Annotated in this window: 28 protein-coding genes and 1 pseudogene; 16 read left to right on the top strand and 13 right to left on the bottom strand. The window is 40.2% G+C overall.

Annotated features, from left to right (window positions below; genetic code table 11):
- Nucleotides 1–6: 6 nt before the first annotated feature.
- Nucleotides 7–591 carry a GNAT family N-acetyltransferase gene (locus ACRYKC_RS03275; RefSeq protein ID WP_433805240.1) on the bottom strand — a complete coding sequence of 195 codons (585 nt, stop codon included), beginning with the start codon at nt 589–591 and terminating at the stop codon, nt 7–9.
- A 112-nt stretch (nt 592–703) separates the two neighbouring features.
- Between ACRYKC_RS03275 and corA the strand changes: the two genes are divergently transcribed.
- Entirely contained in the window at nt 704–1,651 is a 948-nt protein-coding gene (gene corA / locus ACRYKC_RS03270; RefSeq protein WP_433805238.1) for a magnesium/cobalt transporter CorA, read from the top strand.
- Between the two features lie 439 nt (nt 1,652–2,090).
- Here the strand turns inward: corA and ACRYKC_RS03265 are convergent, their stop codons facing one another.
- The 3 genes from ACRYKC_RS03265 to ACRYKC_RS03255 all read right to left on the bottom strand — a co-directional run bounded on the left by ACRYKC_RS03265 (nt 2,091) and on the right by ACRYKC_RS03255 (nt 3,957).
- On the bottom strand, nt 2,091–2,651 hold the full coding sequence (locus ACRYKC_RS03265) for an FAD-dependent oxidoreductase (protein WP_433805237.1): 561 nt from the start codon (nt 2,649–2,651) through the stop codon (nt 2,091–2,093).
- 153 nt (nt 2,652–2,804) lie between these two features.
- Nucleotides 2,805–3,143 (bottom strand): hypothetical protein, encoded by a 339-nt coding sequence (locus tag ACRYKC_RS03260; protein ID WP_433805236.1) that lies wholly within the window; start codon nt 3,141–3,143, stop codon nt 2,805–2,807.
- A 64-nt stretch (nt 3,144–3,207) separates the two neighbouring features.
- Nucleotides 3,208–3,957 (bottom strand): SDR family NAD(P)-dependent oxidoreductase, encoded by a 750-nt coding sequence (locus ACRYKC_RS03255; RefSeq protein ID WP_433805234.1) that lies wholly within the window; start codon nt 3,955–3,957, stop codon nt 3,208–3,210.
- A gap of 128 nt (nt 3,958–4,085) precedes the next feature.
- Between ACRYKC_RS03255 and ACRYKC_RS03250 the strand changes: the two genes are divergently transcribed.
- The 7 genes from ACRYKC_RS03250 to ACRYKC_RS03220 all read left to right on the top strand — a co-directional run bounded on the left by ACRYKC_RS03250 (nt 4,086) and on the right by ACRYKC_RS03220 (nt 9,925).
- Nucleotides 4,086–4,613, top strand: coding sequence for an HD domain-containing protein (locus ACRYKC_RS03250; protein WP_433805233.1), 528 nt, complete (start codon nt 4,086–4,088; stop codon nt 4,611–4,613).
- 362 nt (nt 4,614–4,975) lie between these two features.
- Nucleotides 4,976–5,113, top strand: coding sequence for a hypothetical protein (locus ACRYKC_RS03245; RefSeq protein WP_433805232.1), 138 nt, complete (start codon nt 4,976–4,978; stop codon nt 5,111–5,113).
- 106 nt (nt 5,114–5,219) lie between these two features.
- Nucleotides 5,220–5,354: a hypothetical protein gene (locus ACRYKC_RS03240; protein WP_433805231.1), complete on the top strand. Its 135-nt coding sequence runs from the start codon at nt 5,220–5,222 to the stop codon at nt 5,352–5,354.
- A 221-nt stretch (nt 5,355–5,575) separates the two neighbouring features.
- Complete coding sequence (locus ACRYKC_RS03235) at nt 5,576–6,838, top strand: molybdopterin molybdotransferase MoeA (RefSeq protein WP_433805230.1); 1,263 nt, start codon at nt 5,576–5,578, stop codon at nt 6,836–6,838.
- 27 nt (nt 6,839–6,865) lie between these two features.
- Nucleotides 6,866–7,879 carry a GTP 3',8-cyclase MoaA gene (moaA, locus tag ACRYKC_RS03230; protein WP_433805229.1) on the top strand — a complete coding sequence of 338 codons (1,014 nt, stop codon included), beginning with the start codon at nt 6,866–6,868 and terminating at the stop codon, nt 7,877–7,879.
- A 117-nt stretch (nt 7,880–7,996) separates the two neighbouring features.
- Nucleotides 7,997–8,425 carry a YwpF-like family protein gene (locus ACRYKC_RS03225; RefSeq protein ID WP_433805228.1) on the top strand — a complete coding sequence of 143 codons (429 nt, stop codon included), beginning with the start codon at nt 7,997–7,999 and terminating at the stop codon, nt 8,423–8,425.
- 141 nt (nt 8,426–8,566) lie between these two features.
- Complete coding sequence (locus tag ACRYKC_RS03220; protein WP_433805227.1) at nt 8,567–9,925, top strand: TrkH family potassium uptake protein; 1,359 nt, start codon at nt 8,567–8,569, stop codon at nt 9,923–9,925.
- A 117-nt stretch (nt 9,926–10,042) separates the two neighbouring features.
- Here ACRYKC_RS03220 and ACRYKC_RS03215 read toward each other — a convergent pair.
- Together ACRYKC_RS03215 and ACRYKC_RS03210 are read right to left on the bottom strand one after the other, a co-directional pair.
- Nucleotides 10,043–10,123, bottom strand: a pseudogene (locus ACRYKC_RS03215) (YjcZ family sporulation protein); the annotation flags it as partial.
- A gap of 137 nt (nt 10,124–10,260) precedes the next feature.
- Entirely contained in the window at nt 10,261–10,467 is a 207-nt protein-coding gene (locus tag ACRYKC_RS03210; protein ID WP_433805226.1) for a hypothetical protein, read from the bottom strand.
- A 258-nt stretch (nt 10,468–10,725) separates the two neighbouring features.
- Between ACRYKC_RS03210 and ACRYKC_RS03205 the strand changes: the two genes are divergently transcribed.
- From ACRYKC_RS03205 to ACRYKC_RS03195, 3 genes are read left to right on the top strand one after another with little or no spacing between them, the layout of a single operon-like run.
- Nucleotides 10,726–12,210: a phytoene desaturase family protein gene (locus ACRYKC_RS03205; protein WP_433805703.1), complete on the top strand. Its 1,485-nt coding sequence runs from the start codon at nt 10,726–10,728 to the stop codon at nt 12,208–12,210.
- A complete protein-coding gene (locus tag ACRYKC_RS03200; protein ID WP_433805225.1) occupies nt 12,207–13,688 on the top strand; it encodes a phytoene desaturase family protein in 1,482 nt (493 codons plus the stop codon). Before ACRYKC_RS03205 ends, ACRYKC_RS03200 begins: the two co-directional genes overlap by 4 nt.
- A gap of 2 nt (nt 13,689–13,690) precedes the next feature.
- Nucleotides 13,691–14,527: a phytoene/squalene synthase family protein gene (locus ACRYKC_RS03195; RefSeq protein ID WP_433805224.1), complete on the top strand. Its 837-nt coding sequence runs from the start codon at nt 13,691–13,693 to the stop codon at nt 14,525–14,527.
- A gap of 75 nt (nt 14,528–14,602) precedes the next feature.
- On the opposite strand, the gene ACRYKC_RS03190 is transcribed toward ACRYKC_RS03195, so the two are convergent.
- From ACRYKC_RS03190 to ACRYKC_RS03170, 5 genes are all read right to left on the bottom strand, one after another.
- A complete protein-coding gene (locus tag ACRYKC_RS03190; RefSeq protein WP_433805223.1) occupies nt 14,603–16,072 on the bottom strand; it encodes a phytoene desaturase family protein in 1,470 nt (489 codons plus the stop codon).
- A complete protein-coding gene (locus ACRYKC_RS03185; protein ID WP_433805222.1) occupies nt 16,069–17,175 on the bottom strand; it encodes a glycosyltransferase family 2 protein in 1,107 nt (368 codons plus the stop codon). Before ACRYKC_RS03185 ends, ACRYKC_RS03190 begins: the two co-directional genes overlap by 4 nt.
- An 18-nt stretch (nt 17,176–17,193) precedes the next feature.
- Nucleotides 17,194–17,853: a lysophospholipid acyltransferase family protein gene (locus ACRYKC_RS03180; RefSeq protein ID WP_433805221.1), complete on the bottom strand. Its 660-nt coding sequence runs from the start codon at nt 17,851–17,853 to the stop codon at nt 17,194–17,196.
- A complete protein-coding gene (locus ACRYKC_RS03175; RefSeq protein ID WP_433805220.1) occupies nt 17,840–18,607 on the bottom strand; it encodes a carotenoid biosynthesis protein in 768 nt (255 codons plus the stop codon). The genes ACRYKC_RS03180 and ACRYKC_RS03175 overlap by 14 nt, the downstream gene beginning before the upstream one ends.
- Before the next feature lie 95 nt (nt 18,608–18,702).
- Nucleotides 18,703–19,203, bottom strand: a complete 501-nt coding sequence (locus tag ACRYKC_RS03170; RefSeq protein ID WP_433805219.1) for a DoxX family protein — start codon at nt 19,201–19,203, stop codon at nt 18,703–18,705.
- Nucleotides 19,204–19,718: 515 nt separating this feature from the next.
- On the opposite strand from ACRYKC_RS03170, the gene ACRYKC_RS03165 reads away from it, so the two are divergent.
- The 3 genes from ACRYKC_RS03165 (at nt 19,719) to ACRYKC_RS03155 (ending at nt 20,398) form a co-directional block, all read left to right on the top strand.
- Nucleotides 19,719–19,943 (top strand): DUF1659 domain-containing protein, encoded by a 225-nt coding sequence (locus ACRYKC_RS03165; RefSeq protein WP_433805218.1) that lies wholly within the window; start codon nt 19,719–19,721, stop codon nt 19,941–19,943.
- Between the two features lie 32 nt (nt 19,944–19,975).
- Nucleotides 19,976–20,188, top strand: a complete 213-nt coding sequence (locus ACRYKC_RS03160; protein ID WP_433805217.1) for a DUF2922 domain-containing protein — start codon at nt 19,976–19,978, stop codon at nt 20,186–20,188.
- A gap of 66 nt (nt 20,189–20,254) precedes the next feature.
- On the top strand, nt 20,255–20,398 hold the full coding sequence (locus ACRYKC_RS03155) for a YvrJ family protein (protein WP_433805215.1): 144 nt from the start codon (nt 20,255–20,257) through the stop codon (nt 20,396–20,398).
- Between the two features lie 81 nt (nt 20,399–20,479).
- Here the strand turns inward: ACRYKC_RS03155 and lepB are convergent, their stop codons facing one another.
- Nucleotides 20,480–21,001: a signal peptidase I gene (lepB, locus tag ACRYKC_RS03150; RefSeq protein WP_433805214.1), complete on the bottom strand. Its 522-nt coding sequence runs from the start codon at nt 20,999–21,001 to the stop codon at nt 20,480–20,482.
- Nucleotides 21,002–21,280: 279 nt separating this feature from the next.
- Between lepB and ACRYKC_RS03145 the strand changes: the two genes are divergently transcribed.
- Nucleotides 21,281–21,442, top strand: coding sequence for a Spo0E family sporulation regulatory protein-aspartic acid phosphatase (locus ACRYKC_RS03145; protein ID WP_433805213.1), 162 nt, complete (start codon nt 21,281–21,283; stop codon nt 21,440–21,442).
- Nucleotides 21,443–21,873: 431 nt separating this feature from the next.
- On the opposite strand, the gene ACRYKC_RS03140 is transcribed toward ACRYKC_RS03145, so the two are convergent.
- Nucleotides 21,874–23,034 (bottom strand): aminotransferase A, encoded by a 1,161-nt coding sequence (locus ACRYKC_RS03140; protein ID WP_433805212.1) that lies wholly within the window; start codon nt 23,032–23,034, stop codon nt 21,874–21,876.
- 107 nt (nt 23,035–23,141) lie between these two features.
- Between ACRYKC_RS03140 and ACRYKC_RS03135 the strand changes: the two genes are divergently transcribed.
- Nucleotides 23,142–23,288 carry an FbpB family small basic protein gene (locus ACRYKC_RS03135; RefSeq protein ID WP_433805211.1) on the top strand — a complete coding sequence of 49 codons (147 nt, stop codon included), beginning with the start codon at nt 23,142–23,144 and terminating at the stop codon, nt 23,286–23,288.
- The last annotated feature ends 77 nt before the right edge of the window (nt 23,289–23,365 follow it).

Genomic DNA, 23,365 nt, shown 5'->3' with positions numbered 1-23,365 from the left:
TGATGATTACGTGTGGTGCAGCTTATTCCATTCCTCTCTCAAAATACCATATCGTATAGAATCGTAATATTCACCCTCGTAAATGCGGCACTTTCTCATTCGTCCTTCTAATTTCATGCCTAGTTTTTGACCGACTTTCATCATTCGTTCATTTTTTGACCAGGTGGTCAGTCCAACTCTGGCAATAGGAAGATTTCTGAATAAGTAGTCGACCCATAAAGTTAAAGCTTGCGTTCCATATCCTCCATTCCAACAAGCAGGATCATAGATGCCAATTCCGACTTCAAGCCAGAGGGAAGGTTTATGTTCCCAATAATAAGTGACAGTTCCGATGATTTGCCCATCTACCTCAATCAACAGTCTTGAATCAGGTTCGTCAACAGTGAGACGCTCTTTTCGAGCATGTTCATGACTTCTGTAGCTGTCCAGTGTATGAGGCTCAAGGGGATAATAAGGAGCATCCCATTTCTTCCATTCGGGTTCCCCGTTTCCATAGATTAGATTATATAAAACAGGGATATCTTTTTCTTCAATGGAGCGCAGCTTTAAGGTTTCATTTTGTAAAACGGTAGGGTTGCTGAATTTAGTCATAGAACCTTCTCCTTCACCTGTTCTTGTATATTTATGGTATCATAATCCTTGTGTTTTTTTCTCAATTGAAGAGGGTATAACTTGTAGAAGGTTACATAAAAAGGATGATGGTATGATACATGTCACGGCTTATTCAAAAACAGAAGGATTGAGAGAAGGGCTTTCTCTTGATCAACTGACAGCAATGGACTGGGATTGGTACTGGGTGGATTTTGAGGCACCAACCGATGAAGAAGTAAAGCTGCTGGATACATATTTCAACTTTCACCCGCTGGCCATTGAAGATTGTCTGCATAATCTTCAGCGTCCGAAACTTGATTATTATGACGACCATACATTTTTCGTCATCCATGCTGTCAATCAAGCTGAACTTCTTCGAGAAGAAATTGATATTTTTATGGGGAAATGCTCGATCGTTACGTTCCATAAGCAGCCAGCACCTGCCTTGGAGACCGCGAGGAGGATTTTGAAAAAGAGTTCAATGGATGAGGTAGACGAATTTTTTATCTTTTATCAAATTCTGGATAAAGTTGTCGATCATTATTTTCCAATTATGTACAAAATCGAGGATCATATTAACGAAATTGAAGATAATAGACGAAACTTATCTATGGAAATGCTGCTGGATGAGCTGTTTGACAGGAGAAGTGAACTCCTTACATTAAGGCAAACTGTCCATCCTATGAGAGATTTGCTCTATAGAATTTTGAATACTCATCATTTGGACGGTGTAAGAGAACGTAAAGAATATTTCGCTGATATTCACGATCACTTGATCAAAGTAGCAGACATGATAGCTTCCAACAGGGAAATGACTCAGGATATTCGTGACAGCTATTTATCTCTAAACTCGCATCAAACCAATCGAACAATGCAAATCCTGACCGTTATTTCAGTCATTTTCATGCCGTTGACGTTTATCGTCGGCATTTATGGTATGAACTTTCAGAACATGCCGGAGTTGAAGACAGATTATGGCTATTTTGTGGTTTGGGTAGTCATGATTTCTATAGCTTATGGAATGTACCGTTGGTTCAAGAATAAAGGTTGGTTTGATTGATAAAGTAAAAAAAAATCCCATCTCCTAAGGCAGGAGGTGGGATTTTTTTCGGTCTAAGGACTGAGCAAGAATCACCCGGTCGACCGTTATAGAAAAGGAAGTCGGCGTCTATAATTTAAGTAAGATAAAAAAAGGGTGGTGAAAGTGAATATGTGGAACGAATATGAAGTAAGTCTTGATGTTGAACAAAGACGTCCACGCTAATACTTGTCAATATAAATGGAGGTGAAGGAAGAATGTTAAACGAATTTGAACTTATGAACTTGGTGCAAGAGCGGCGTACAAAATGAATAAAGAGGGGAGGGAAGTCGTTTCATTGAAGCAGTCGGCCTTGCTAATTTATAAAGATTCGTATTAAAGAAAGCTATCCAGAATTAGTGAGGATAGCTTTCTTTTTTGAGTTTTTAAAGAGAAGTGATCAATATCTTTAGCTGTTTTTTTATTTCATAATGTCGTGATCGACATACCGCTTTCCGTTTAATTCACTAATTACATTCACAGCGACTTTGGCCCCATCACCCGCAGTGATAATCGTGTGGACACTGACTCCAGCTACGGTTCCCGCTGCCCATACTTTAGGGAAGGAAGTATGGCCATGCTCATCTACCTTGATGATTTTGGCTACACGTGGTTCAACTCCATCGATAACCTCTAGTCCAAACTCTTCAGCTAGCTTGACAGACATTCCTGTAGCAAAAATTACGTGTTCTGCTTCATAGGTACCTTCTTGAGTTTCAATAGAGTACATAGCTCCGTTTTCCTCGATCGAGTTGACCTCGGTCTTAACTATCTCTGCGCCAAACTTTCCTGCTTGCTTCTGTCCAGATTCAAGGAGCTTTGGCCCTTCAATCGGCTCAACTCCATAGTGATTTTCAACCCAGGCTTTTGCCGTGATACTTTTTCCATTATCAAACATTACGGTCTTTTTTCCTGCTTTTGCAGCAAAGAGACCTGCACTTGCTCCTGCTGGACCCGCGCCTATAATCGCTATATCATACATTTGGTATCTCTCCTTTTCTTAATTCTTTTACTATTAGTGTAGCGTGAGTGCGGAAAAACAGAAACCCACTCCTCATGAAAAAGTAAGTGGGTTTCAATCTTGTTCGTTATCTACTCTAAGTATGCTTATTGTGGGCTATCCTCTGGACAAGTATTATACTAAAATGGAAGTATTGCTGTTCGCCATAATTCCAGAATATTTCCTACGGCAAGTCGTAGAGATAATATTTTCTGCCCAACAATTCTGAATTTCCTCAAAAGCTGCCCCAACGTTATCGCCATCAATAATCATCAAAATCGGTTCGCGAAGGTCTACAAATAAGAAAAAAGATAAAAGCTTCGGTAAATGACCTCCATCAGCGATTAAGTGATTTTGGTGCAGGTAAATGTCACATCCATGTTTACTGATACATTTGTACATTCTCATAATTTGGTTTGTCTTTAAAGGTTGATGCAAGAGAATTTCATATGAATTTAATTCTGCCACTGCCATCACCTCCGATGTTATTTGTTGGTATATCCCTTCCCTGACAAAACTTGTATTAAACCTCTATTGTTTAATGCTCGTAGATCATTTTTCTAGTCATGCCTCCATCAACGACTATATTTTCCCCAGTTACAAAGTCATTTTCCGCCTCTGTTAAGTACATACAGGCTTTGGCGATATCCTCTACTTTCCCTACCCTGTTCGATAGATGTTGTGTATGATCAATCCCACGAAGTTGGTCGTATTTATTCGTTTGGATCCAACCAGGGCTGATTGAGTTTACCCGGATTCCAAACTGGGATAGGGAAGCAGCCATTGCATGAGTCAAGGCCACAAGCCCTCCTTTAGTTGCTGCATATCCTTCAGAATCAGGCTCTGACATGAAAGCTCTTGTTGAAGCCATGTTGATGATCCTCCCTTGTATGTTCTTTTCTTTCCACCGAAAACTCGCGTGTTTTGAAAAAAGGAATGCGCTCCTTAGATTTGTATGGATGATATTTTCCCAATCCTCCACTTCAAGTTCAAACATAGAAGTAAATGTGCTAACTCCCGCATTGTTAATCAAAATCGTAATGGTACCGATTTGCTCATCTATTCTTTGAAATAAATTTGCTATATTGTCTGGGTTGCGAACGTCACATGAGAAGAAAAAGGCCTCTTTACCTTTTTCTCTAATTTTTCCAATCAACTGACGTCCACGTTCTTCGTCTATATCGCAAGTAATCACTGTTGCTCCTCGATCTGCATAGGATAAAGCTAGCCCGCGTCCAATTCCATTACTTGCACCTGTAATAAGTACCGTTTCTTTTTCAAAATTCATAGTATAAACCCTCCTCACTTCGTTTTACCTTACCTTTTCATATCATAAACCTGCCTGGTCGGCGGCTTGCTATTACTTGTGAAGTCTATAGGAAGATGGTATCATCTATAAAAATTGGAGGTGATCGGATGAAACGAGTCACACTTGTTGACGTATTTAAGCACAGAATTACTCAGAAATACTTACAACGATCAGGCATTCATCACGCGGTCACCGTCAGCGGATATGCGTTTGACATGGCGTTAAAGGCAGGAGTGGATCCTGATCTTGCAACTAAATCAGCTCTGCTGCATGACATGGGTCACTATGAATGGTATCGGGATGGAAAATGGGATTATGAAGAGTACAGGAAACATGATATTCATGCCATTAAAGGAGCAGAACGTGCACACAAGCTTTTGATTCGTCTTGGAGAGGATCGATTAGTAGCAAAAGAAGTTTCCTTAGCTGTACTACTGCATACGGATAGTTATCTGCCATTTGAATTGGATGATAAACGAACCAAGTTACAGGACGTGGTGGCAAAAGCGGATGAAAAGGACGAACAGCCTTTGGGACTGCATCATTACAAAAACATGGATAAAAGTGAAGCAATTCAGCGGCTTAATATGCTGGATCTTAAAATCGAGGAATTTTATGACGGCCAGGCAGGATGATAATTTGTATGACTTTTTTGAAAATTGGGCTTTACTTTAAGATAAGGTTCTTATATAATTTCCAGTGAAAGAAAAAATTCTCAGAAAGCGAGGTCGAAACCAATGATGAACACTTTAACGTGGATTCAAACTGTACAACTAAATCGACCTGCGCTATTTATTAGATCCTAATAAAATTTCTTAAAAATAGGTTCATAACAGCCGCAGGTGATGCATATTGTATTCCTGTGGCTTTTTTGCGCCTTAATATTGGAGCGTCTTTAAAGCAGAGCCACAGGACACCTGTGGCTTTTTCATATGGAATCAAAGGGTATTTTTACTCTTTTGATATAAATTTACAATTAAAAGGAGGTATAAAGATTATGACAATTCATTTTTTTATTTTTACTGTCCGTGTGAACCGTCGTCAAAAACAACATTACTCACCACTCCCCGGTTACCGGCCGAGTGCCCAGGACCAATGGCTTGACCGTAAAGCAATGACTAAAAATATCATCTAAGAAAGGGAGTGTAACCGATGGCTGAACTATTGAGAATTGAATTTATGAATTGGTTAAATGTGGAGAAGGATACCGCTTAGTGACAACCACATAGGAGGAAAATACGATGAGAATTAACTTTTTGATTTTTGCGATTTCCATTGAGAAAATGGCCCCAGAAGCTAGAGATCGTTATGCTGAACGCGCCCGTTTGATTAGTAATCGCATTAATGAAATAAAAATGAAACACAAGCAATTGTAAATAGAACTCCCTGCTTAATGAGCGGGGAGTTTTTAGTTTTGGAGGTTCAACTTACGTTCATGGTTAGTGAGCCGGTTCCCTGACGCATCTTTCTCATTTAATGAACGGAACCCATATCGAGTTAAAAATAGGTAGTAATTGAAATCAAAACCTTTGAAAAAGTGGGACAACTTCGTTATGGTCAATGAAAGATCAATAACTTAATTGAAGGACTGAATAAGATGAATTTACATAGAAAACCGATTCCGGTTCAAGAGGCCGTAGAGCTTGTGATGGAGCATAAAAAGACAGGAGAAATAGACAAAGTGGATATAAGTGAAAGTGACCAGAGGATTTTAGCAGAGGATATCCTTGCTACTCATCCAATACCTCCATTCGATAAATCACCTTATGATGGTTTCGCATTGAGGTCCGAAGACACAATCAATTTATCGAGAGAAAACCCTGGAGAGTTCGTTGTGACTGAAACCGTGGGTGCCGGTCATCTTGCAAGCCGCCCTCTTAAGAAAGGGGAAGCTATCCGTATTATGACTGGTGCAGAGATTCCGGTTGGTGCTGACTGTGTAGCCATGTTTGAGATCTGCCAGACTTATGAAAAGAATGAACAAGCATGGATGACTTTAAAGAGACCTCTAGAAAAAGGCCAAAACATCATACCAAAAGGATCGGAAACAAGTAAGGAGCAATGTCTTGTTAGAGAAGGGACCAAAGTCAATCCTGGAGTAAAGGCGTTACTTGCCACATTTGGTTATTCAGAAGTCTCTGTATATAGAAAGCCAAAGGTTGGGATTTTTGCTACAGGAACTGAACTGCTTGAAGTGAGCGAACCACTGGTTCCCGGAAAAATTCGAAACTCGAATGCTTATATGATTGTCTCCCAAATTGAGCGAGCAGGAGGAGAGGCGTCTTATTATGGCAAACTAATGGATGATTTTAATACGTGCTTTGAGGCCGTTTATAATGCTTTAGCTGAAGTAGATGTGTTAATAACTACAGGAGGTGTGTCAGTAGGAGATTTTGACCTCATGCCGGCCATTTATGAAAAATTAAATGCGAGTGTTCTCTTCAATAAAGTAGCGATGAGACCCGGAAGCGTCACGACTGTAGCTCTTTCAGGTGAAAAACTGCTGTTCGGACTGTCCGGCAACCCTTCCGCCTGTTACGTAGGATTTGAACTGTTTACATATCCGCTCATTCAAAGTTATTTGGGGAGGAAGGATATCCATCATCGGCACATACAGGCTACCTTAGGCAATGACTTTAAAAAGCCTAATCCATTCACTCGTTTTGTTAGAGGATTTATCGACTACGAAGAAGGGAAAGTAGTAGTAAAACCAGCTGGAATCGATAAATCTGCTATAGTTACCTCGCTTGCTCGTACGGATGCTTTTATTATGTTGCCTGCTGGCACAAGGGGATTTGAAAAAGGAGCCACAGTCGAAGCTCTATTGCTGGAGCATCCTAATGGACAGGAGCATTTCTAAGTACCTTAGAGGAAAGGAGTCAAGGTTATGAGTAATTATGTATTGGATCAATACGACCGTCCGATGAAGGATTTGAGGATATCTGTAATCGATCAATGCAATTTTAGATGTACATACTGTATGCCAGCTGAGATATTCGGAGAAGATTACCGATTTATGCATGAAGACGAACTGTTAAGCTTTGATGAAATCATCCGTCTGGTAGAAATTTTTGCTCAATTCGGCGTAGAAAAGATCCGGTTGACCGGCGGAGAGCCGTTAATGAGAAAGAATTTGGATGAGTTAATCTATCGATTGAATCAAATCGAAGGGATTAAGGATATAGCCGTTACGACAAACGCTGTTTTTTTAGTTAAACAGGCTAAAAAGTTGAAAGCAGCTGGTTTGCGACGGGTAAATATCAGTTTGGATGCCATAGAAGACGAAGTTTTTAAGATAACTAATGGACGAGGAGTAAAAACGAAACCTGTATTAAAAGGAATTGAAGCCGCCAGGGAAGCAGGTCTTGAAATCAAGATTAACATGGTTGTAAAGAAAGGCATGAATGAGAGCCAGATTCTGCCGATGGCCCGCTATTTCAAAAAAACAGGTGACACGTTACGGTTTATTGAATTTATGGATGTTGGTAACCATAACGGTTGGAATATGAGCGAAGTAGTTTCGAAGAAGAAAATTATTGAAGATATTCATAAGGAGATGCCGTTAGTTCCACTTGATGCGAATTACTACGGTGAGGTAGCTTCAAGGTATAGGTATGAGGATAGTGGTGCAGAAATCGGAATCATTTCTTCTGTAACCGATGCCTTTTGCAACAGCTGTACAAGAATACGGCTGTCAGCGGATGGTCAGTTGTTTACCTGTTTGTTTGCTTCAACAGGGTACGATATTCGTGAAATGATAAGAAGCGGCAAAAGCGACCAGGAGATTACTTCCCACTTGATTAAAATATGGACTGGAAGAGACGACCAATATTCTGTGGAACGGGCCCAAAAGAAACCGCAGAAGGATAAGAAAATTGAAATGTCCTATATAGGAGGATGAACAACAGCCGATTTCCGCTCGAAATTCGGCTTTTTATAGGCGAACGTCCCTTTGCCCAGAGTGGTTTTGTACCCTATAATATTAGTATGACAATTCGCCCTTGGAGGTAGGTTACCTATGAAAACCTTTAAATTAATTTCTTTGGATATTGTAGAGGAAAAAAATGATGACATCACACAAAGGCGGATCAAACTACAAGACGGATTAATTATTAATCGTGAAGACGATCATGGCCGATGGGTGATTGAAGCTTTTGTAGATGAATATTATGACGAGTTTTTTCAAGCGATGTACGATAATGATGAAGAAATTATGGTTCAGGTTAAAATTACTACCCAAAGCAACCGTCCCGCTACATTTCTCGTCAAGCCTATTGATTTCAATAGGATAGGCAATCGTATCAATATTATATTCATAGGAACGATTGTTGATCGTCAGCAAGAATACATTGAAAAAACACTTAAACAACTGCTTGATGAAGGATATCAGGGAGATGAGCTTCTAGAAGAATTCAAGCGAAGAGGGGCAGAGTCCAATTCGAGATAATGTTCGACGCGTTTCGCCAACGTTTTGCAAAAAAGAGGAAGAATTTAGAGGGAGTAAAGAAATTAAAGAATCATCCTGCTATAATTAGAAATGGTGTTCGAACACATGAACCAGAAAAAGTAGCATTAAAGGAGATATTATATGTGGGTGAGAAGAAAAAGCCTGCGTTGGCTCAATGAATTATCGCCATTTCAATTAATCGCAGTATACTACTTGGTTGCGGTCACCATTTCATCCATTCTTATTGCATTGCCGGTGGCTCATAAACCAGGTGTGAATATGGCTTTCATCGATGTGTTATTTACAGCAGTCAGTGCCGTGAGTGTAACGGGCCTGACTACAGTCCCAACTGCAGATACATTCAGTACAGCAGGCGTATTTATTCTTGCTTTAGTGCTTCAATTTGGCGGGATCGGCGTAATGACTCTGGGCACTTTAGTTTGGCTTGTTCTCGGTAAAAAAATAGGGTTGAAAGAACGTCGTTTGATCATGACGGACCAAAACCAAACACGTTACCAGGGTATGGTTCGGATGGTGCAGGAGATTGTACTAGTAGTATTACTGATAGAATTTGTAGGCTTCCTAACGCTCGGAACTTATTTTTTACAATATTATGAACCGGGTGAAGCTTACCTGCAGGGATTCTTCGGCACAATTAGCGCCATGACGAATGGCGGATTTGATATTACAGGTCAATCCCTCATTCCGTTTAAAGATGATTATTTTGTTCAATTTATCAATATGATATTGATTATAGCAGGAGCCATTGGTTTTCCTGTCCTAATTGAATTAAAACAATATTTATTTAACAATAATCAACTGCAAACGATCCAATTTTCATTGTTCGCTAAATTAACAACAATCACTTTCTTTGCTTTAGTTGTATTAGGAACAATCATCATTGTGTTGCTTGAATTCAATAATTTCTTCGCAGATAAGGACTGGCATGAAATCTTCTTTTATGCTTTGTTCCAATCGATTACAACGCGAAGTGGTGGTCTATCTACAATGGATATCAACCAATTCACTGAACAGACCCAGCTATTTATGTCTTCGTTGATGTTTATCGGTGCATCTCCTAGTAGTGTAGGGGGAGGGATCCGTACAACGACGTTTGCGTTGGTGCTTATTTTTATCCTTACATTTGCTCGTGGGGGAAATCATATCAGGATCTTTCGCAGGGAAATCCATAATGAGGATCTTAACAAAGCCGTTGTCGTGACATTGATGGCTCTATTCCTATGCTTTTTGGCTGTCATTGCTTTGTCGATCACTGAACCCTTCACTTTGAACGAAATCATCTTTGAGGTGACCTCTGCGTTTGGAACGGTCGGGCTTTCTCTAGGTATCACACCAGGTTTAACCGTCTTCGGCAAAACCGTATTGATGTTATTGATGTTTTTAGGACGGATAGGGATCTTAACGTTCTTATTTACTTTCCATAACGATAAGAAAAAAGGGAAGTATCATTATCCTAAAGAAAGAATCATTATTGGTTAGTTTAAATAAAATAAACGAAAAAAGTACACAGCCCCCGACGGCTGTGTACTTTTTTTGAGCATAATTCCTTTATCTCTTTAAGGTACAATACTGAGGATGGGCCTCAATTATTTGTCCCTAGCAATAAAATGCTGCTCCCACAATGATCAATAGGATGAACAATACGACGATTAAGGCGAAGTTGTTAGGGTAACCTCCGCGATAACCACCGACTCTTCTACAACGACGTCCTCCATAATAAGGATAGCCTCCGTACATAAGCTCACCTCCTGTTGTTTACATTTCAGCCTATGCACAGAAGCAGGGATTTGTATGGTTAGATACCTAGTCGGTTATCAATCCATGAAGGTTGTAGGAGCAAGCTTAATGATCCTGCTTCGCTGGTTCATCCCGCTGTTTACTTTTTCATTGTGTCGGTGTGGACACCTGTCAATTTCTTCACACCAATGATTAAGCTGTTCATTAATCATTTGATCATGATCAGGAGCTGAAGCAGCATGGGAAGGAAAGTAAGGCCCTGAGATTCTTTGATTGGCATACATGAACATAGCCTCCTTAGCTCATATTGTTTCCGATCAAATTAATTTTATGAAATGGATGAAATTGATAATAATTCCAGTTATATGGATCAATATCTGTAAGGATGGTTATAAAAAACTAGAAAAGGGTAAAGGAATGGGACATAAGAACGTGGAATTTAATCCTAAAACACATTGAAAGAGAGTTCTTATTCGGTCTTTACATATTATTTATGTATAATTATTGTATAACTAATGTACAAGAGGAAGAAGGTGAAGCTCTTGAAAACCATCGCAGTCGTTGGAGCAGGACCCGGCGGGTTGGCCTCCGCTATGATGCTGGCATCTCAAGGGTACAATGTCCATGTATTTGAAAAGCAAAATTATGTCGGAGGTAGAAATGGGCATTTTTCTCTGGGTGATTATACCTTTGATATAGGACCGACATTCTTGAGTATGCCTCATATTGTCGAAGAAATTTTTCAAGCGTCAGGAAGAAACGTTCACGATTACTTAGATTTAATCGAATTATCACCAATGTATGAACTTCAATTCGATGGAAAACGAGTTCCTATGTATCGAAATAGAAAAAAAATGCTCGAAGTTTTATCTAAACATTTCCCCGGAAATGAGGCGGGTTATCAGCGTTTCATGAAGGATACAAGAGAAAAAATGCAGGCTCTGCTTCCTTTGCTGCAAACGCGTCATTATAGGTTAAGGGATTATGTAAGCAAGCGCTCTTTAAAAGCTCTTCCTAAGCTGTCGCTAGGTAAGTCTGTGTATGATGTTTTGTCACAGTATTTTAATGATGAAAAGCTGAAAATTGCTTTTACATTTCAAGCTAAATATCTAGGTATGTCACCATGGGAATGCCCAGGAGCTTTTTCCATCCTCTCTTACATGGAACATGAATATGGTGTTTTTCATCCTAGAGGAGGAGTCAACCAGCTGTCTAAAGCTATGGCCGAAGTGACTAAAGAACATGGAGGAAAAATACATCTTGCAAACGGCGTCCAAAAGTTTAAGTTAGACGGAAGAAAAGTCGTCGGCTTGGAACTAGACTCTGGAGATGATTTTTACGCTGATGAAGTCATTGTGAATGCTGATTTTGCCAATGCAATGCAGCATATGCTTGAGGATGACGTGCTGAAAAAATACTCAAAGCGTAATTTGGAGAAAAAGAAGTATTCTTGCTCTACTTTTATGATTTACGTCGGATTAGATAAGCTTTATGACATGCCGCATCATACGATTCTTTTTGCAGAAGATTACAGAAAAAATGTTAACGAAATGACTAAGGATTTAGTGCTCTCAGAGGAGCCCTCTATTTATATCCATAATGCTAGTGTAACCGATGATACGCTTGCTCCAGAGGGCCACTCAGCTGTATATATATTAGCACCTGTGCCTAACAATTATTCAGAAATCGATTGGGATGAAAAACAAGAAACTTTCAAGCAGCTGATTTATGATGAATTGGAAAGGAAGACCGGGTTCACAGACATCCGAAATCACATTGTTGCAGAGAAAGTATTGACACCTAAACAGTGGGAAACGAATCACTTTGTTCATAAAGGAGCAACGTTCAGCTTAGGGCATCAGCTATCTCAAATGATGTACTTTAGACCTCATAATCGCTTTCAGGAACTTGATCATTGCTGGCTTGTTGGGGGCGGGACTCATCCAGGAAGCGGTCTGCCGACGATCCTTGAATCAGCAAGAATTACTACAGGTTGGATTAAAGAAAAGGAGGTGAAAACCTCATGAACCAGAGACAAACAGCCATTGTTGGAGGTGGAATCGGGGGCTTGGTAACCGCCCTTATTCTCTCAAAAAATGACGACCGCCATATTTCCATTTTTGAAAAGAATGCTTACCTTGGAGGCCGTTTGACCTATGAGAGACATGGGAATTACAAGGTTGACCAAGGACCAACAATTGTGCTCCTTCCAGAAATGCTCTTAAGTATTCTAGAGGAAGGAGGAATCGATCGAAAAAGCATCCCACTTATCCCTTGTGATCCACTTTATAAGATTCATTTTAAAGACGGTGAGCCTTTCTATAAATATACCGATCCTGACCGGCAAAAGGCTGAATTAAAAAGGCGGTTTCCTGGAAACGAAGCGGGGTTTGATCGTTTCTTATCAGACATGAAAGTCCGTTTCTTGCAAGGCAAAGCCCAATTTCTCGAACAATCCTTTGTGGATAAGCGAAAATTTTTCTCCAGGAAAAACTTACACACGCTTATGAGATTGAAAGCGTACCAGAATGTCAAAAGAATGATGAGGAGCTATTTTAAAGATGAGGCCCTTGTAGAAGCTTATACTCTACAAACCCTATACATTGGTGGTCATCCTCAGCAGTCTCCAGCGATGTACTCCCTTGTTTCTTATAGTGAGCATGACCACGGAATCTGGTATATGAAAGGCGGATACGCTCACCTGGTGGAAATCATCGTAGAGGTCCTTAAATCTAGAGGAGTGTCCATTTTTACGAATGCTGAAGTCGAGAACATTCAGTTGGAAGGTAATCAAGCAAAGTCAGTAAACGTTGACGGACTAAGTCAACCAATCGATGAGGTAATTCTTAATGGGGATTTTCCTACAATGGATCGTCTCCTACCGGCAGATAAGCGGCTAAACCGGAAGTACACACCCTCCTCAGGATGTTTGCTCATTTATATAGGGCTTGACGAAAATTATCCGAATTCAGCAATTCACCAATTTTTTATGTCATCCAATTTTGATCTGCACATGAAACAGGTTTTTGATTTAAAGCAGCTGCCCGATGATCCATCCTTTTATACGTTTCATCCATCATTAATTGATGATTCCCTTGCTCCTAAAGGAAAAGGAGTGCTCTATACCCTTGTCCCCGTTCCAGTTGGAAAAGAGGTGGATTGGAGCGGAAAAGAGGATCTAATTAATTATGTCTTAAATCAAATGGAGGAAAGAGGATTTAAGGATCTCCGCAGTCGGATCAACTGGATGAAAGTAAGAACACCAGAAGATGCCAAAGCAGATGGGTTATATGAAGGAGGAAGCTTTGGAATTGCTCCGACTCTATTTCAATCAGGAGTATTTCGCCCACAGCTGCAGCCCTATCCATTCGATAATGTATATGCGGTAGGAGCATCTATTCACCCTGGGGGAGGAGTTCCTATTGTTATGCAAGGATCAAAGCTTCTGGCAAATCATTTGCAATATCATTCAGCTGAAAGGCATAATTACAAGCGAGGTGTTTAGTGATGACGGACTTAAATCAAGCATACGAATATTGCCGCAAGATTATAGAACAACATTCCAAAACCTTCTCTAAAGCTTTCGCCATGTTACCTAAACAACAGAAAAAAGCCGTTTGGGCCATTTATGCTTTTTGCCGCCGGGCAGATGATATTGTAGATGAAGGAAAGAACCCCAGGGAAGAGCTGGAGTTATTTGCTAAGGAGTTTGACCAGTTTATGGAAGGGAAGCTTTCAAGTACTCATCCCGCTTGGATTGCGCTTGAAGATGTGTTTACACACTTCACGATGGATCCAAGACCCTTCTACGATATGATTGAAGGTCAGCGAATGGATTTATACCCACAGCCGGTCGCTACAAAAGAGGACCTTTTGGATTACAGTTATCACGTGGCAAGTACGGTTGGACTGATGCTTCTGCCTGTTATAGCTCCGGGAAAAGTGGGAGCTTTACGAAATGGTGCGATCGAACTCGGTTATGCCATGCAGATCACGAATATCCTTCGAGATGTTGGGGAAGACCTTGAGCGGGACAGAGTTTACCTTCCTTCCGATCTGATGGAGAAGTATGAGTACACCAACTATGATCTTTATAATAAAAAAATCACCCCTGCCTTTATCCAGCTATGGGAAGAGCTTGCCAAAGATGCGGAAGTTTATTACGCGAGGGCATTGAAGACTATTCCTTATTATCCTCTCTATTCACGTGGTCCAGTCGGTGGCGCAGCGAAAATGTACCGCGCTATTCTGCATTCTGTTCGAAAAAATGACTATAGAGTATTTAATCAGAGAAATTATGTGTCAGATCAAGAGAAAAAGCAAATTATTGCCGAGATGCAATAATCTGCTTTTTCTTTGTCTAGGAAATGTAATATGGGGCTACATTAAGGTCTTGCGCCTAGACACGGAAGGTCATCCCTATTCAATATGAACGATTTTTCCTAAGATTTGATTCGCTACATTCTGTCCGCTTAAAACAACCATGGGAGAACCTCCGCCTGGATGCGTACTCCCTCCACAAAAATAGAGGCCATCAATGTCCTGTGATTTATTAAACGGGCGCATAAAGGCTTGCATACGGTTGTTGGAAGAAGGACCATATAATGCCCCCTTGTAAGCACCGAACTTGTCCTCGATTTCTCTTGGTCCCATGGTGTCTTCAAAATGAACGTGTTCTCTAAGTGGTATCCCGGCCTCAGCTAACTGGTGATAAATCAACTCTTTGTAATCTTCCGCTTTAATGGTTTGATTACCCGTAGCTGGCGCATTGACTAGAATAAAACAATTGTCACCTCCGGGGGAAAGTTTAGGGTCAGTTTTGGAAGAGGTTCCGATATAAATGGTCGGTTCCTCAGCGTAGTGGCCTGCTTTCAACTCTTTAAATTCTTTTTGATAATCCTTAGAAAATAAAACGTGATGATGATGCAGATCCTTCAACATTGTATCCAAACCTGCCATTATAACGAAAGCGGAAATGGACGGATCGAAAGAAGCAATCTTTTCATTGGATAAGTGGGAACGCGGTTCAGTCGCTAATAATTCAGGCACAGCTTTCAAAAGATCTCCATTCACGATGATATGATCTGCTTCTTCAATCTCTCCGTTCTCTAATTCCACACCTGTCGCTTTTTTTCCTCTAGTTATGACCCTAGTTACTCTGGCATTCGTATGTAAAGCTGCTCCTTGCTTTTCAGCTGCTTTTACAAAAGCTTCGGCAATCTTTGTATTGCCACCTCTGACGTAATAAACACCATCATTTAATTCCAGATGAGCAATCATCGCAAATGTGGCAGGCGTCTTATATGGACTAGAGCCCACATACGTTGAATACCGGTTGAAGGCTTGCAAGATATGAGGATTTGAAAAATACTGCTTAAAAAAACGATCCATAGACTGGAAAGGTCTCACTTGAGTCATACTTTTTGTAAGAGTAGGGGAAATATAGTCCCTCCAGCCAGAAAAGGTTCGATGTAAAAAGTATTTTTCAGACAGGTGAAATAGCCGTTCAATCTCCTGCAAAAAAGAATCAAACTTCTTATAGCCTTTAGGGTCAAGTCTGGAAATCTGCTCCTTCATAAAAGCCTTATCCGTAGAAAAATCAAACACGGTACCGTCTTTAAACTGATTTCGTGTATGATAATCAAGCTTAGTGAAAGGGAGCTCTTGATCTGGATCGAGTCCGCCGGTTCTAACAACTTCTTTAAAAACTTCTGGCATCGTAATTGTATTTGGACCAAAATCAAAGTGATAACCGTCTACATCTACCGGCATCATTTTTCCTCCAAAGTGGTCATTTTTTTCGTAAAGTTTGACATCTACTCCATGTTTGGCGAGAGTGACAGACGTTGACAAACCACCAAGCCCACCGCCTATTATAATAGCTTTCATTCGTAAGACCTCCCTTTCCACTTATAAGTACGGCCTCTAAGATGTACAAGCATCGAAGAGATCATGATTGAAATGAGTAAAAGGATTGAAACTGGAATCAAAAGAGCAAGCCATAGCGGATGTCCTGTTCTTGCATCCACAAACATCTTAAATGCTACAGTGAGCAAGTAAGGAAGTATATATAGCCAACTTTCTTCTATGAGAGCTACAATAACGAAGCCCACTGGAACGAGAAAGACAAAAGAATAAAATAAGGACAACCCAATGACCATGGGGACTGAACGACCTAACCCTGTGTAAATATTTTTGGTGAAACCTTCCCACGTTTCCTTTGCAGAATCGTACATATAGGAAAGAACCGAAGGAGTGATGTTGGCGAGTATCATCTTGTATCCATGTCTTTTCACTTCTCTTGCTAAATGAACATCCTCTACTAATGAGTCTTTTACGGACTCGTGGCCTCCAATGAATTCATATACTTCTCGCTCAATTATTATAAAGATACCGCATGCAGCAGTGAAGAGCGGGCGTTTCGTAAAGTTTGCCACAGCAAGTGGTAGGTGAAGCTGGACAACCATGTGTTGTAATGGAACAAGCATATGGCTCAGAAAATGATTATTGGGGTAATGAGGAAAACCGCTCAACATACTGGCATTATGCCGTTCCATAGTGGCAAGCGTCTGTTCGATTACGGAGGGAGCGACTCTGGCGTCTGCATCTAAGAATAAATAGTATGTACCGTTCGCCATTTGAGAAAGTTGATGACAAGCATGGACTTTTCCGTTCCAGCCTTTCGGTAACTCTTTTCCCTTATAAATGGTGAAACGAGGGTCCTTCTCCGTTTCAGTTAATAGAAGGGAGTATGTCGCATCTGTCGAGTGATCGTCCAAAAGAATAACTTCTACAGTAGGATACGTCAGATTCTTCAATGACTTGATCAAACCTTCTACATTTTCTTCTTCATTTCTTAAAGGTACAAGAAGGGAAACCTTTGGGGAAGCTGATAATTGATTCGGTGATACCAAAGGCAGTAGGAAAAGGCTGTTGATGATCGTCCAAATGTTCAGCAGAATCGTGACAATTAAAAGAATAGTAAATAACATGGAATTCCTCGCTTTCTTTCAAATCTTTTCGAAAGAACGATGGTCCTCTTGAATGATAAGCTCACGGAAACTGTTCAATTGAGCCGTTGCTGCCGATTCAAATACTTGAGTCATATCTTTTCGTCCTAGATCAAGATAAGATTCTTTATCTAGTGTAGGACCAATTTTGATATACGCATTTGGTTTTCTTGTATGCTCATGAGAATAATACAGGGATATCGGCACAACATTAACTTCCGGACATTTTTTTACGATATAAGAAATGCCTGAGAGGAATTGGAGCGGTCGTTTTTCCAAGTGCTGCTCGCTTCCCTGAGGGAACATCCAGACTGTTTTATTTTGATGTAAAAGCTTCGAACTGTACTGAAGGGAATCCACTAAATGCCTGCGGTGAGCAGGGTTTACAGAGAATGCACCGATTTTTCTGAAAAACGGAAATCGTTTGACCCCGTCCTCATGCATCATACCGTAACCATCAGACTGGATAACTCGGTCATTAATATGATAGATCATTAGTGGATCCCACCAGCTAGAGTGGTTCATGAGAAACAATGTTTTTTGAGAAGGGGGGGAGTCTGTTTTCATCAACCAAATATTTTTAAAGTGAGCCTTGAGAAAGATCCGATTGAAGCGTTTGAATCCCCACTCTATAAATGAACTTTTATTAGCTTCCAACATATACTTTTCTCCTCCAAAAATACATTCCATACCAAAAGGCAGTGAGGAAGATTACGAGAATGGCTGCGCCAGCGATTCCCCCTGTGAAGGCGATTAGGCAAAACATAAAGATAATGAGTCCAAACATCAGACTCATGCGATTTGGCCAGACTCTCTCTCTTGTTTTTGATTGTGGAGACCATAGAATAAAGAACAAGTGAAAGAGGGACGAAAGCAAAAACCAACCGATAAAATTAGAAAGTGGAATATCATAGTAAAAACCAGGTTCCTGCCATAACCAATACTCTTTAACTTTAAAAGAAACGGGATCAAGAATAAGGTCCATTGTAACAGCAATCAATGCACCTACCAGAATAAAAGCAATCGGCCTTGCAGTTTTTCCAATATCCTGGGTAATAACTTTCGCTAATTCATGCGAGCACCCCATAATCAAAAGCCAAGCAAATCCAATCGTTAAAGGTGTATCAAAAATTTTTATGCCGAAATTCGTGTTATAACTATAAGATCCAAATAAGAAATTATAGGCAACACCAAGATGTTCGACATAGATACTTACGATAATGATTATCAAACTGTATGTAAGTCCACCAGCGGTCCCGTATTGCTTACAGAAATAGATACCTGCTACAATCCCAGCTGTTATCAAGAAAACACTGTTTGCCCATTCCAGCCAAGGAGGAAGGAGGTCAAAGGCAAGCAGGATGACACCGCAAATGTACCAAAATATAAAGAATCGATAGATGAGAGAGCTCATAAGTACCTCCTTTGTTTCTCCCTTCATGATACCTCAAACTGTTTGCGAATAAACAAAAAAAGACCTGAGGATCAAAGATCCTCAGGATGATTATGTTATTGATGAGCCAAACGTCTATTTTTAATGCCAATCACTTGTTTTTGTAAAAGTGGAAGAACCCAGCGATCCAATCCGTATTTACCTGCATTCACCCCTGCGATAAGAACGAAAATGGTCAAAAGTACCATTTGCGGGTTTGTGCTTATCGTACCGCTGAACAAAAAGGCAAAGTTCATGATGATTCCACCTAGGGCAGCTGCGTTGGTGAATAATCCAATGATAAGTCCGAGTCCAACAAGTACTTCTCCCCACATGACCACAAAGGTGAATAATTCATGATTTGGAAGGGCAACAGTTTCTAAAAACACTGCCCACCAGTTTTGTACAGCTGGATGTGCACCTTCGGCCTTACCTATCGCTCCATTCAGAAAACCGGCCGTTTCAAATCCACCTGTTACTTTGCCTATACCTGCCATGAACCATGTGTACCCTAAGTAAACACGTAAAACAGTTAAAATAATTGCTGCGGTTCGGTTATCTCTAAGCCATTGAATCATCTTAAACACTCCTTGTAAATTTGTTCAGTATTTCACATGATTAGTGAGGTACTGTTGATCTTTGCTACAGTTATAGTGTACTTTACTATCTAAGGTTTTTTCTATAGTTTGTTCAATACTTCACAAGAATGCCATAACAATATGGCATTCTTGTGAAAAAAAGTGTTTGCTAAGGAAAATAGGGGGGAATTTCAGGATGTATAATGCACATGCTATCATGTATAATAGATAAAGCGGTAATTCGATTTTTTTGATAAAATAAAGTTGATCGAGGAGGTGAAGGTATGGCTGAGGTCATTATGTTTGTGGTCTGTGTTATTGTTTCGTTGGGATTGATCGGAATGTGTATCTTCGACCACGGTTAAACCGTACTTAATTACAGAAAACAGATATCATAATTTCATAGGCTTGATTTGAAGATCGAACCAGATGCAGAATAGGGCATCCGGTTCGATCTTTTTTGACACCTCTTTTATACTGGCATCGATTATAAGTATGAAAGGAGGTGTTTAAACATGGCAATCAGTTCTGAAAAAGTAGGCACACAGCTTCAAATGGTTTTTGAAAATGGAGTTGATGGGGAAGGAAATCCAACCTTCCGAACTAAATCGTTTAACAATGTTAAACCAGCTTCAACACCAGAACAACTGTATACTGTATCAACTGCTCTTTCCCAGCTTCAGCAGCGTATTCTCTACACAGTAGAACGTAACGATAGTTTTGTTATCGCAGATCTTTAAGTTTTTAAAGGAATAGAAAAGGAGGGATCCACTTGAAGAAGTTAGAGCTTAAGTTTTTGAATGAAGAGGGACGTACGGTTACCATTTCGTTAGATGAACCAATCGAGCCTGCTGATCCAGCAGCGATCACCGCAGCGATGGATGCGATTCTTGCTCAGAATTGCTTTTACTCCAGCGGAGGCGATCTTGTTGAGAAGAAAGAAGCAAGAATAGTAGAACGTAACGTCTTTGACGTAGAACTTTAATCTAACCAGAAGAGCCGCTATCCATCCGCATAGCGGCTTTTCACTTCTATAAGTGAGGTGGATGAAGTGGAGACATGGCTGGCACTCATAACAGATGTCGGTTTTCCTATTGCGGTGACATTCTATTTACTGCACCGCATGGAAGGGAAGTTGGACCTCTTGATTGACACACTGCACCAGTTGTCAGAAAAAATCACTGCAGCAAAATAGGAAAACGCTCTACGTGAAATTAGATCCACGTAGAGCGTTTTTAATTTGTCTAGCCTACAAACAGGTTATGAGGGAATATGGTTACTTAGTCAATCCCCATTCCTGAAGTGGATAGATGACTAACTCGGTTCGGCCGATTATCTCCTCTTCTTTAACAAACCCAAGCCCATTACGGCTATCCTTACTAATGGAACGGTTATCGCCCATTACGAAGTATTTACCATCAGGTACCTCGACAGGACCAAAGTCTCTGGTTGCGTCGATGGCTTCATCATTAAGATAACCTTGCGTCTGTTCTTCACCATTAATGAATAGGGTATGATTTCTAATTTCTATCGAATCACCAGGCTGGCCGATAATTCGTTTAACATAACTTTTTACAGGTCTCTCAATGATGACGATATCTCCGCGGTCAGGTTCATCTATATAATAAATGATCTTGTTGAACATGACTCGCTCACCGTTCTCAAGTGTCGGATCCATACTGGCTCCCTCGACAATAGAAGTCGCAAAGAAAAAGGTCCTTAAAATAAACGCCAATGTAATGGCTACAGCAATGGCTTTAATCCACTCGAGCCATTCATTTTTAGCTTGTTCTGACACTTTTGATCTTCCTTTCTTAATGAACATGACTTTAGAATGATGTCCATTTCACTCTTTATTTTATCACAAGTGAGGTAAAAGAAAAGACAGAGAGTTGTCATTTAATACACACTTAACACAACGGAATGATTGTCGAATTATTAGAAGTTTTATCAACCATCTTTACAAAGTCATAGATAATTGAGATAATTTTTCTCGTGCTAAACCATTAGACGAACAAACATTCTTTTAAGTGCAATACAATTAAATTAAATAGAAAAGAGCAAGGGGGAACCTCAGGTGCAAGTAACCACAAATCATCCTCTACTTGTCAAAATCGAGCAGCTTCGTGAACAGATGTGTGAAGCAGCGCTTGAGAATGGTTTTTCCAGTGAAGAAACCGTTCAATTAAGTCAGGAATTAGATGACTTGCTGATTCTAATTCAAAGTAATGACGTATGAAAGACCATGGAGCTTTTAAGTTCCATGGTCTTTTTTCTTTAACAAAAGCTGAGTTACCTTATATTCAAAGCCTTTTTCTCAATATAGCTTACATATTCTGAAGACTCAGGTTCGACACTTTCACGTTCGTTGCGTGATAAGTGTTAGGGTTGGCAGGAAAACAACTCGCTTTCCTGCGGGGGAACCGGCAAGCCTTCTCGTTCGCTTCGCTCTCTGTGGGGTCTTCGCCTATGTCCTTCTTCCGCGGAAGATTCCTGTGGGATTAACATGATAGGTGAGACCCCGGAAGACGTAGTCTAAGGAGGCTCAGCACATGCCCATGGAAAGGAAGTGATTACTCGTACCTCCTTAATCTTTCTATGTCAACAGAAACTTCCAAACTCACTTTATTACGAAACTGAGTACTATTATTCTAATAGTTGCCCAAATGCTTATACCGAATTTATGTTGAGAAAGTTCTCGAGGCGGTTTAGTCCTTCTTGGAGTGTTTCTAAACTATAGGCATATGAAAGTCTCAAGTAACCTTCTCCATATTGTGAAAACGCATCTCCAGGAACGAGAGCCAGCCCGGCTTCCTTGACTAATTGTAGAGCAAGTTCGAATGTTGTTTTCCCTTCAATCTGTAGTTTAGGGAATATATAAAAAGCGCCGTCTGGTGAAGTGTATTCAATCCCCATCTGAGTTAATCGCTCTTCAACATATGTTTTTCTTTCCATATAGGCAGCTTTCATACGTGAAGGATCTTCCTTTCCATTAGTCAATGCTTCAAGTGCAGCATACTGACTGATAGAACTTGCGCAGGATACGTTATATTGGTGTACCTTCAGCATATGCTTTGACAGCCAAGCAGGAGCAAGAATGTATCCAATTCTCCAGCCGGTCATAGCATGGGACTTAGAAATTCCGTTAATGATGATTACTTGATCCCGGATGGTAGAAAATGAACCAATTGAAACGTGTGATTTTTCATAAACAAGCTCACTGTAAATCTCATCAGCGATGACAAAAACTTGATGCTTCTCAATCACACTAGCAATGTCTTTGAGCTCCGTTCCTGTTAAGGAAACACCGGTAGGATTGGATGGATAAGGAAGAATAACCGCTTTGGTTTTCGGTGTGATTTTTTCTTCAATCAATTTGGCATTCAACTTAAATTGGTTACCACGAGTATCCACGTGAACAGGTGTTGCCCCAGCAAGTCGAATCAACGGCTCATAACCAGGGTAAACGGGACCGGGGAGGATGACTTCATCTCCCGGTGTAAGCAGAGTTCGAAGTGAAACATCAATCGCTTGAGAAGCACCGACAGTTACGATGATTTCAGTATCGGCATCGTAAGCCAGCTGAAAATTTTCTTGAACATGATTTTCAATTGCTTTTCTCAGAGAAAGGATTCCAGCATTATGTGTATAACTAGTGTGGTTATTCTGAATGGCCTGAATCGCAGCCTTTTTGACATGATCAGGGGTATAGAAATCAGGTTGCCCGATTGTTAAGGACACAACATCTTCGTATTGTCCGACCATATTAAAAAACTGGCGTATTCCTGAGATTTGGATGTCTTTAACATATTGGTTGATCAATTGTTCCATGGAAGCACCTCTTTATATAGATTTAACAAAATGTTCAAACAATTGAAACATATTCAATGTCGAAATCTGTTATGATTTGATTGTATTAATCTGAAAGGAGTTTGATTATGAGACCCAATCGTATTTCTTTTGAAGATTTAGTAGATCAAAATAAACAACAATTGCTAAAAGACCAAGAAGCTTTAGATAAAATTGAACGTGAAATAGATGAAAAACACGTTAAGAAATTGTCTTCAACTTCATATGTAAACTGATGATATCACATGCCAAAAGCACCCGCATACCTATGCAGGTGCTTTTTTAAACTTATATTAAGTTCTACTTCATGATA

Origin of the sequence: Halobacillus sp. A1-3, assembly GCF_050971765.1 — a bacterium.
Taxonomy (GTDB): Bacteria; Bacillota; Bacilli; order Bacillales; family Halobacillaceae; genus Halobacillus; species Halobacillus mangrovi_B.
This window is presented reverse-complemented; position numbering and strand designations above follow the sequence as displayed.

What these genes read in the sequence shown, in the direction of transcription:
- ACRYKC_RS03195 (WP_433805224.1), top strand. Translation starts at nt 13,691, where the DNA reads ATGACGGACTTAAATCAAGCATACGAATATTGCCGCAAGATTATAGAA.
- ACRYKC_RS03265 (WP_433805237.1), bottom strand. Translation starts at nt 2,651, where the DNA reads ATGTATGATATAGCGATTATAGGCGCGGGTCCAGCAGGAGCAAGTGCA.
- ACRYKC_RS03250 (WP_433805233.1), top strand. Translation starts at nt 4,086, where the DNA reads ATGAAACGAGTCACACTTGTTGACGTATTTAAGCACAGAATTACTCAG.
- ACRYKC_RS03140 (WP_433805212.1), bottom strand. Translation starts at nt 23,034, where the DNA reads ATGGAACAATTGATCAACCAATATGTTAAAGACATCCAAATCTCAGGA.
- ACRYKC_RS03255 (WP_433805234.1), bottom strand. Translation starts at nt 3,957, where the DNA reads ATGAATTTTGAAAAAGAAACGGTACTTATTACAGGTGCAAGTAATGGA.
- ACRYKC_RS03200 (WP_433805225.1), top strand. Translation starts at nt 12,207, where the DNA reads ATGAACCAGAGACAAACAGCCATTGTTGGAGGTGGAATCGGGGGCTTG.
- ACRYKC_RS03180 (WP_433805221.1), bottom strand. Translation starts at nt 17,853, where the DNA reads ATGTTGGAAGCTAATAAAAGTTCATTTATAGAGTGGGGATTCAAACGC.
- ACRYKC_RS03245 (WP_433805232.1), top strand. Translation starts at nt 4,976, where the DNA reads ATGACAATTCATTTTTTTATTTTTACTGTCCGTGTGAACCGTCGTCAA.
- ACRYKC_RS03210 (WP_433805226.1), bottom strand. Translation starts at nt 10,467, where the DNA reads ATGTATGCCAATCAAAGAATCTCAGGGCCTTACTTTCCTTCCCATGCT.
- ACRYKC_RS03165 (WP_433805218.1), top strand. Translation starts at nt 19,719, where the DNA reads ATGGCAATCAGTTCTGAAAAAGTAGGCACACAGCTTCAAATGGTTTTT.
- ACRYKC_RS03190 (WP_433805223.1), bottom strand. Translation starts at nt 16,072, where the DNA reads ATGAAAGCTATTATAATAGGCGGTGGGCTTGGTGGTTTGTCAACGTCT.
- ACRYKC_RS03185 (WP_433805222.1), bottom strand. Translation starts at nt 17,175, where the DNA reads ATGTTATTTACTATTCTTTTAATTGTCACGATTCTGCTGAACATTTGG.
- ACRYKC_RS03235 (WP_433805230.1), top strand. Translation starts at nt 5,576, where the DNA reads ATGAATTTACATAGAAAACCGATTCCGGTTCAAGAGGCCGTAGAGCTT.
- ACRYKC_RS03220 (WP_433805227.1), top strand. Translation starts at nt 8,567, where the DNA reads ATGTGGGTGAGAAGAAAAAGCCTGCGTTGGCTCAATGAATTATCGCCA.
- ACRYKC_RS03275 (WP_433805240.1), bottom strand. Translation starts at nt 591, where the DNA reads ATGACTAAATTCAGCAACCCTACCGTTTTACAAAATGAAACCTTAAAG.
- ACRYKC_RS03240 (WP_433805231.1), top strand. Translation starts at nt 5,220, where the DNA reads ATGAGAATTAACTTTTTGATTTTTGCGATTTCCATTGAGAAAATGGCC.
- ACRYKC_RS03225 (WP_433805228.1), top strand. Translation starts at nt 7,997, where the DNA reads ATGAAAACCTTTAAATTAATTTCTTTGGATATTGTAGAGGAAAAAAAT.
- ACRYKC_RS03260 (WP_433805236.1), bottom strand. Translation starts at nt 3,143, where the DNA reads ATGGCAGTGGCAGAATTAAATTCATATGAAATTCTCTTGCATCAACCT.
- corA (WP_433805238.1), top strand. Translation starts at nt 704, where the DNA reads ATGATACATGTCACGGCTTATTCAAAAACAGAAGGATTGAGAGAAGGG.
- ACRYKC_RS03135 (WP_433805211.1), top strand. Translation starts at nt 23,142, where the DNA reads ATGAGACCCAATCGTATTTCTTTTGAAGATTTAGTAGATCAAAATAAA.
- moaA (WP_433805229.1), top strand. Translation starts at nt 6,866, where the DNA reads ATGAGTAATTATGTATTGGATCAATACGACCGTCCGATGAAGGATTTG.
- ACRYKC_RS03175 (WP_433805220.1), bottom strand. Translation starts at nt 18,607, where the DNA reads ATGAGCTCTCTCATCTATCGATTCTTTATATTTTGGTACATTTGCGGT.
- ACRYKC_RS03170 (WP_433805219.1), bottom strand. Translation starts at nt 19,203, where the DNA reads ATGATTCAATGGCTTAGAGATAACCGAACCGCAGCAATTATTTTAACT.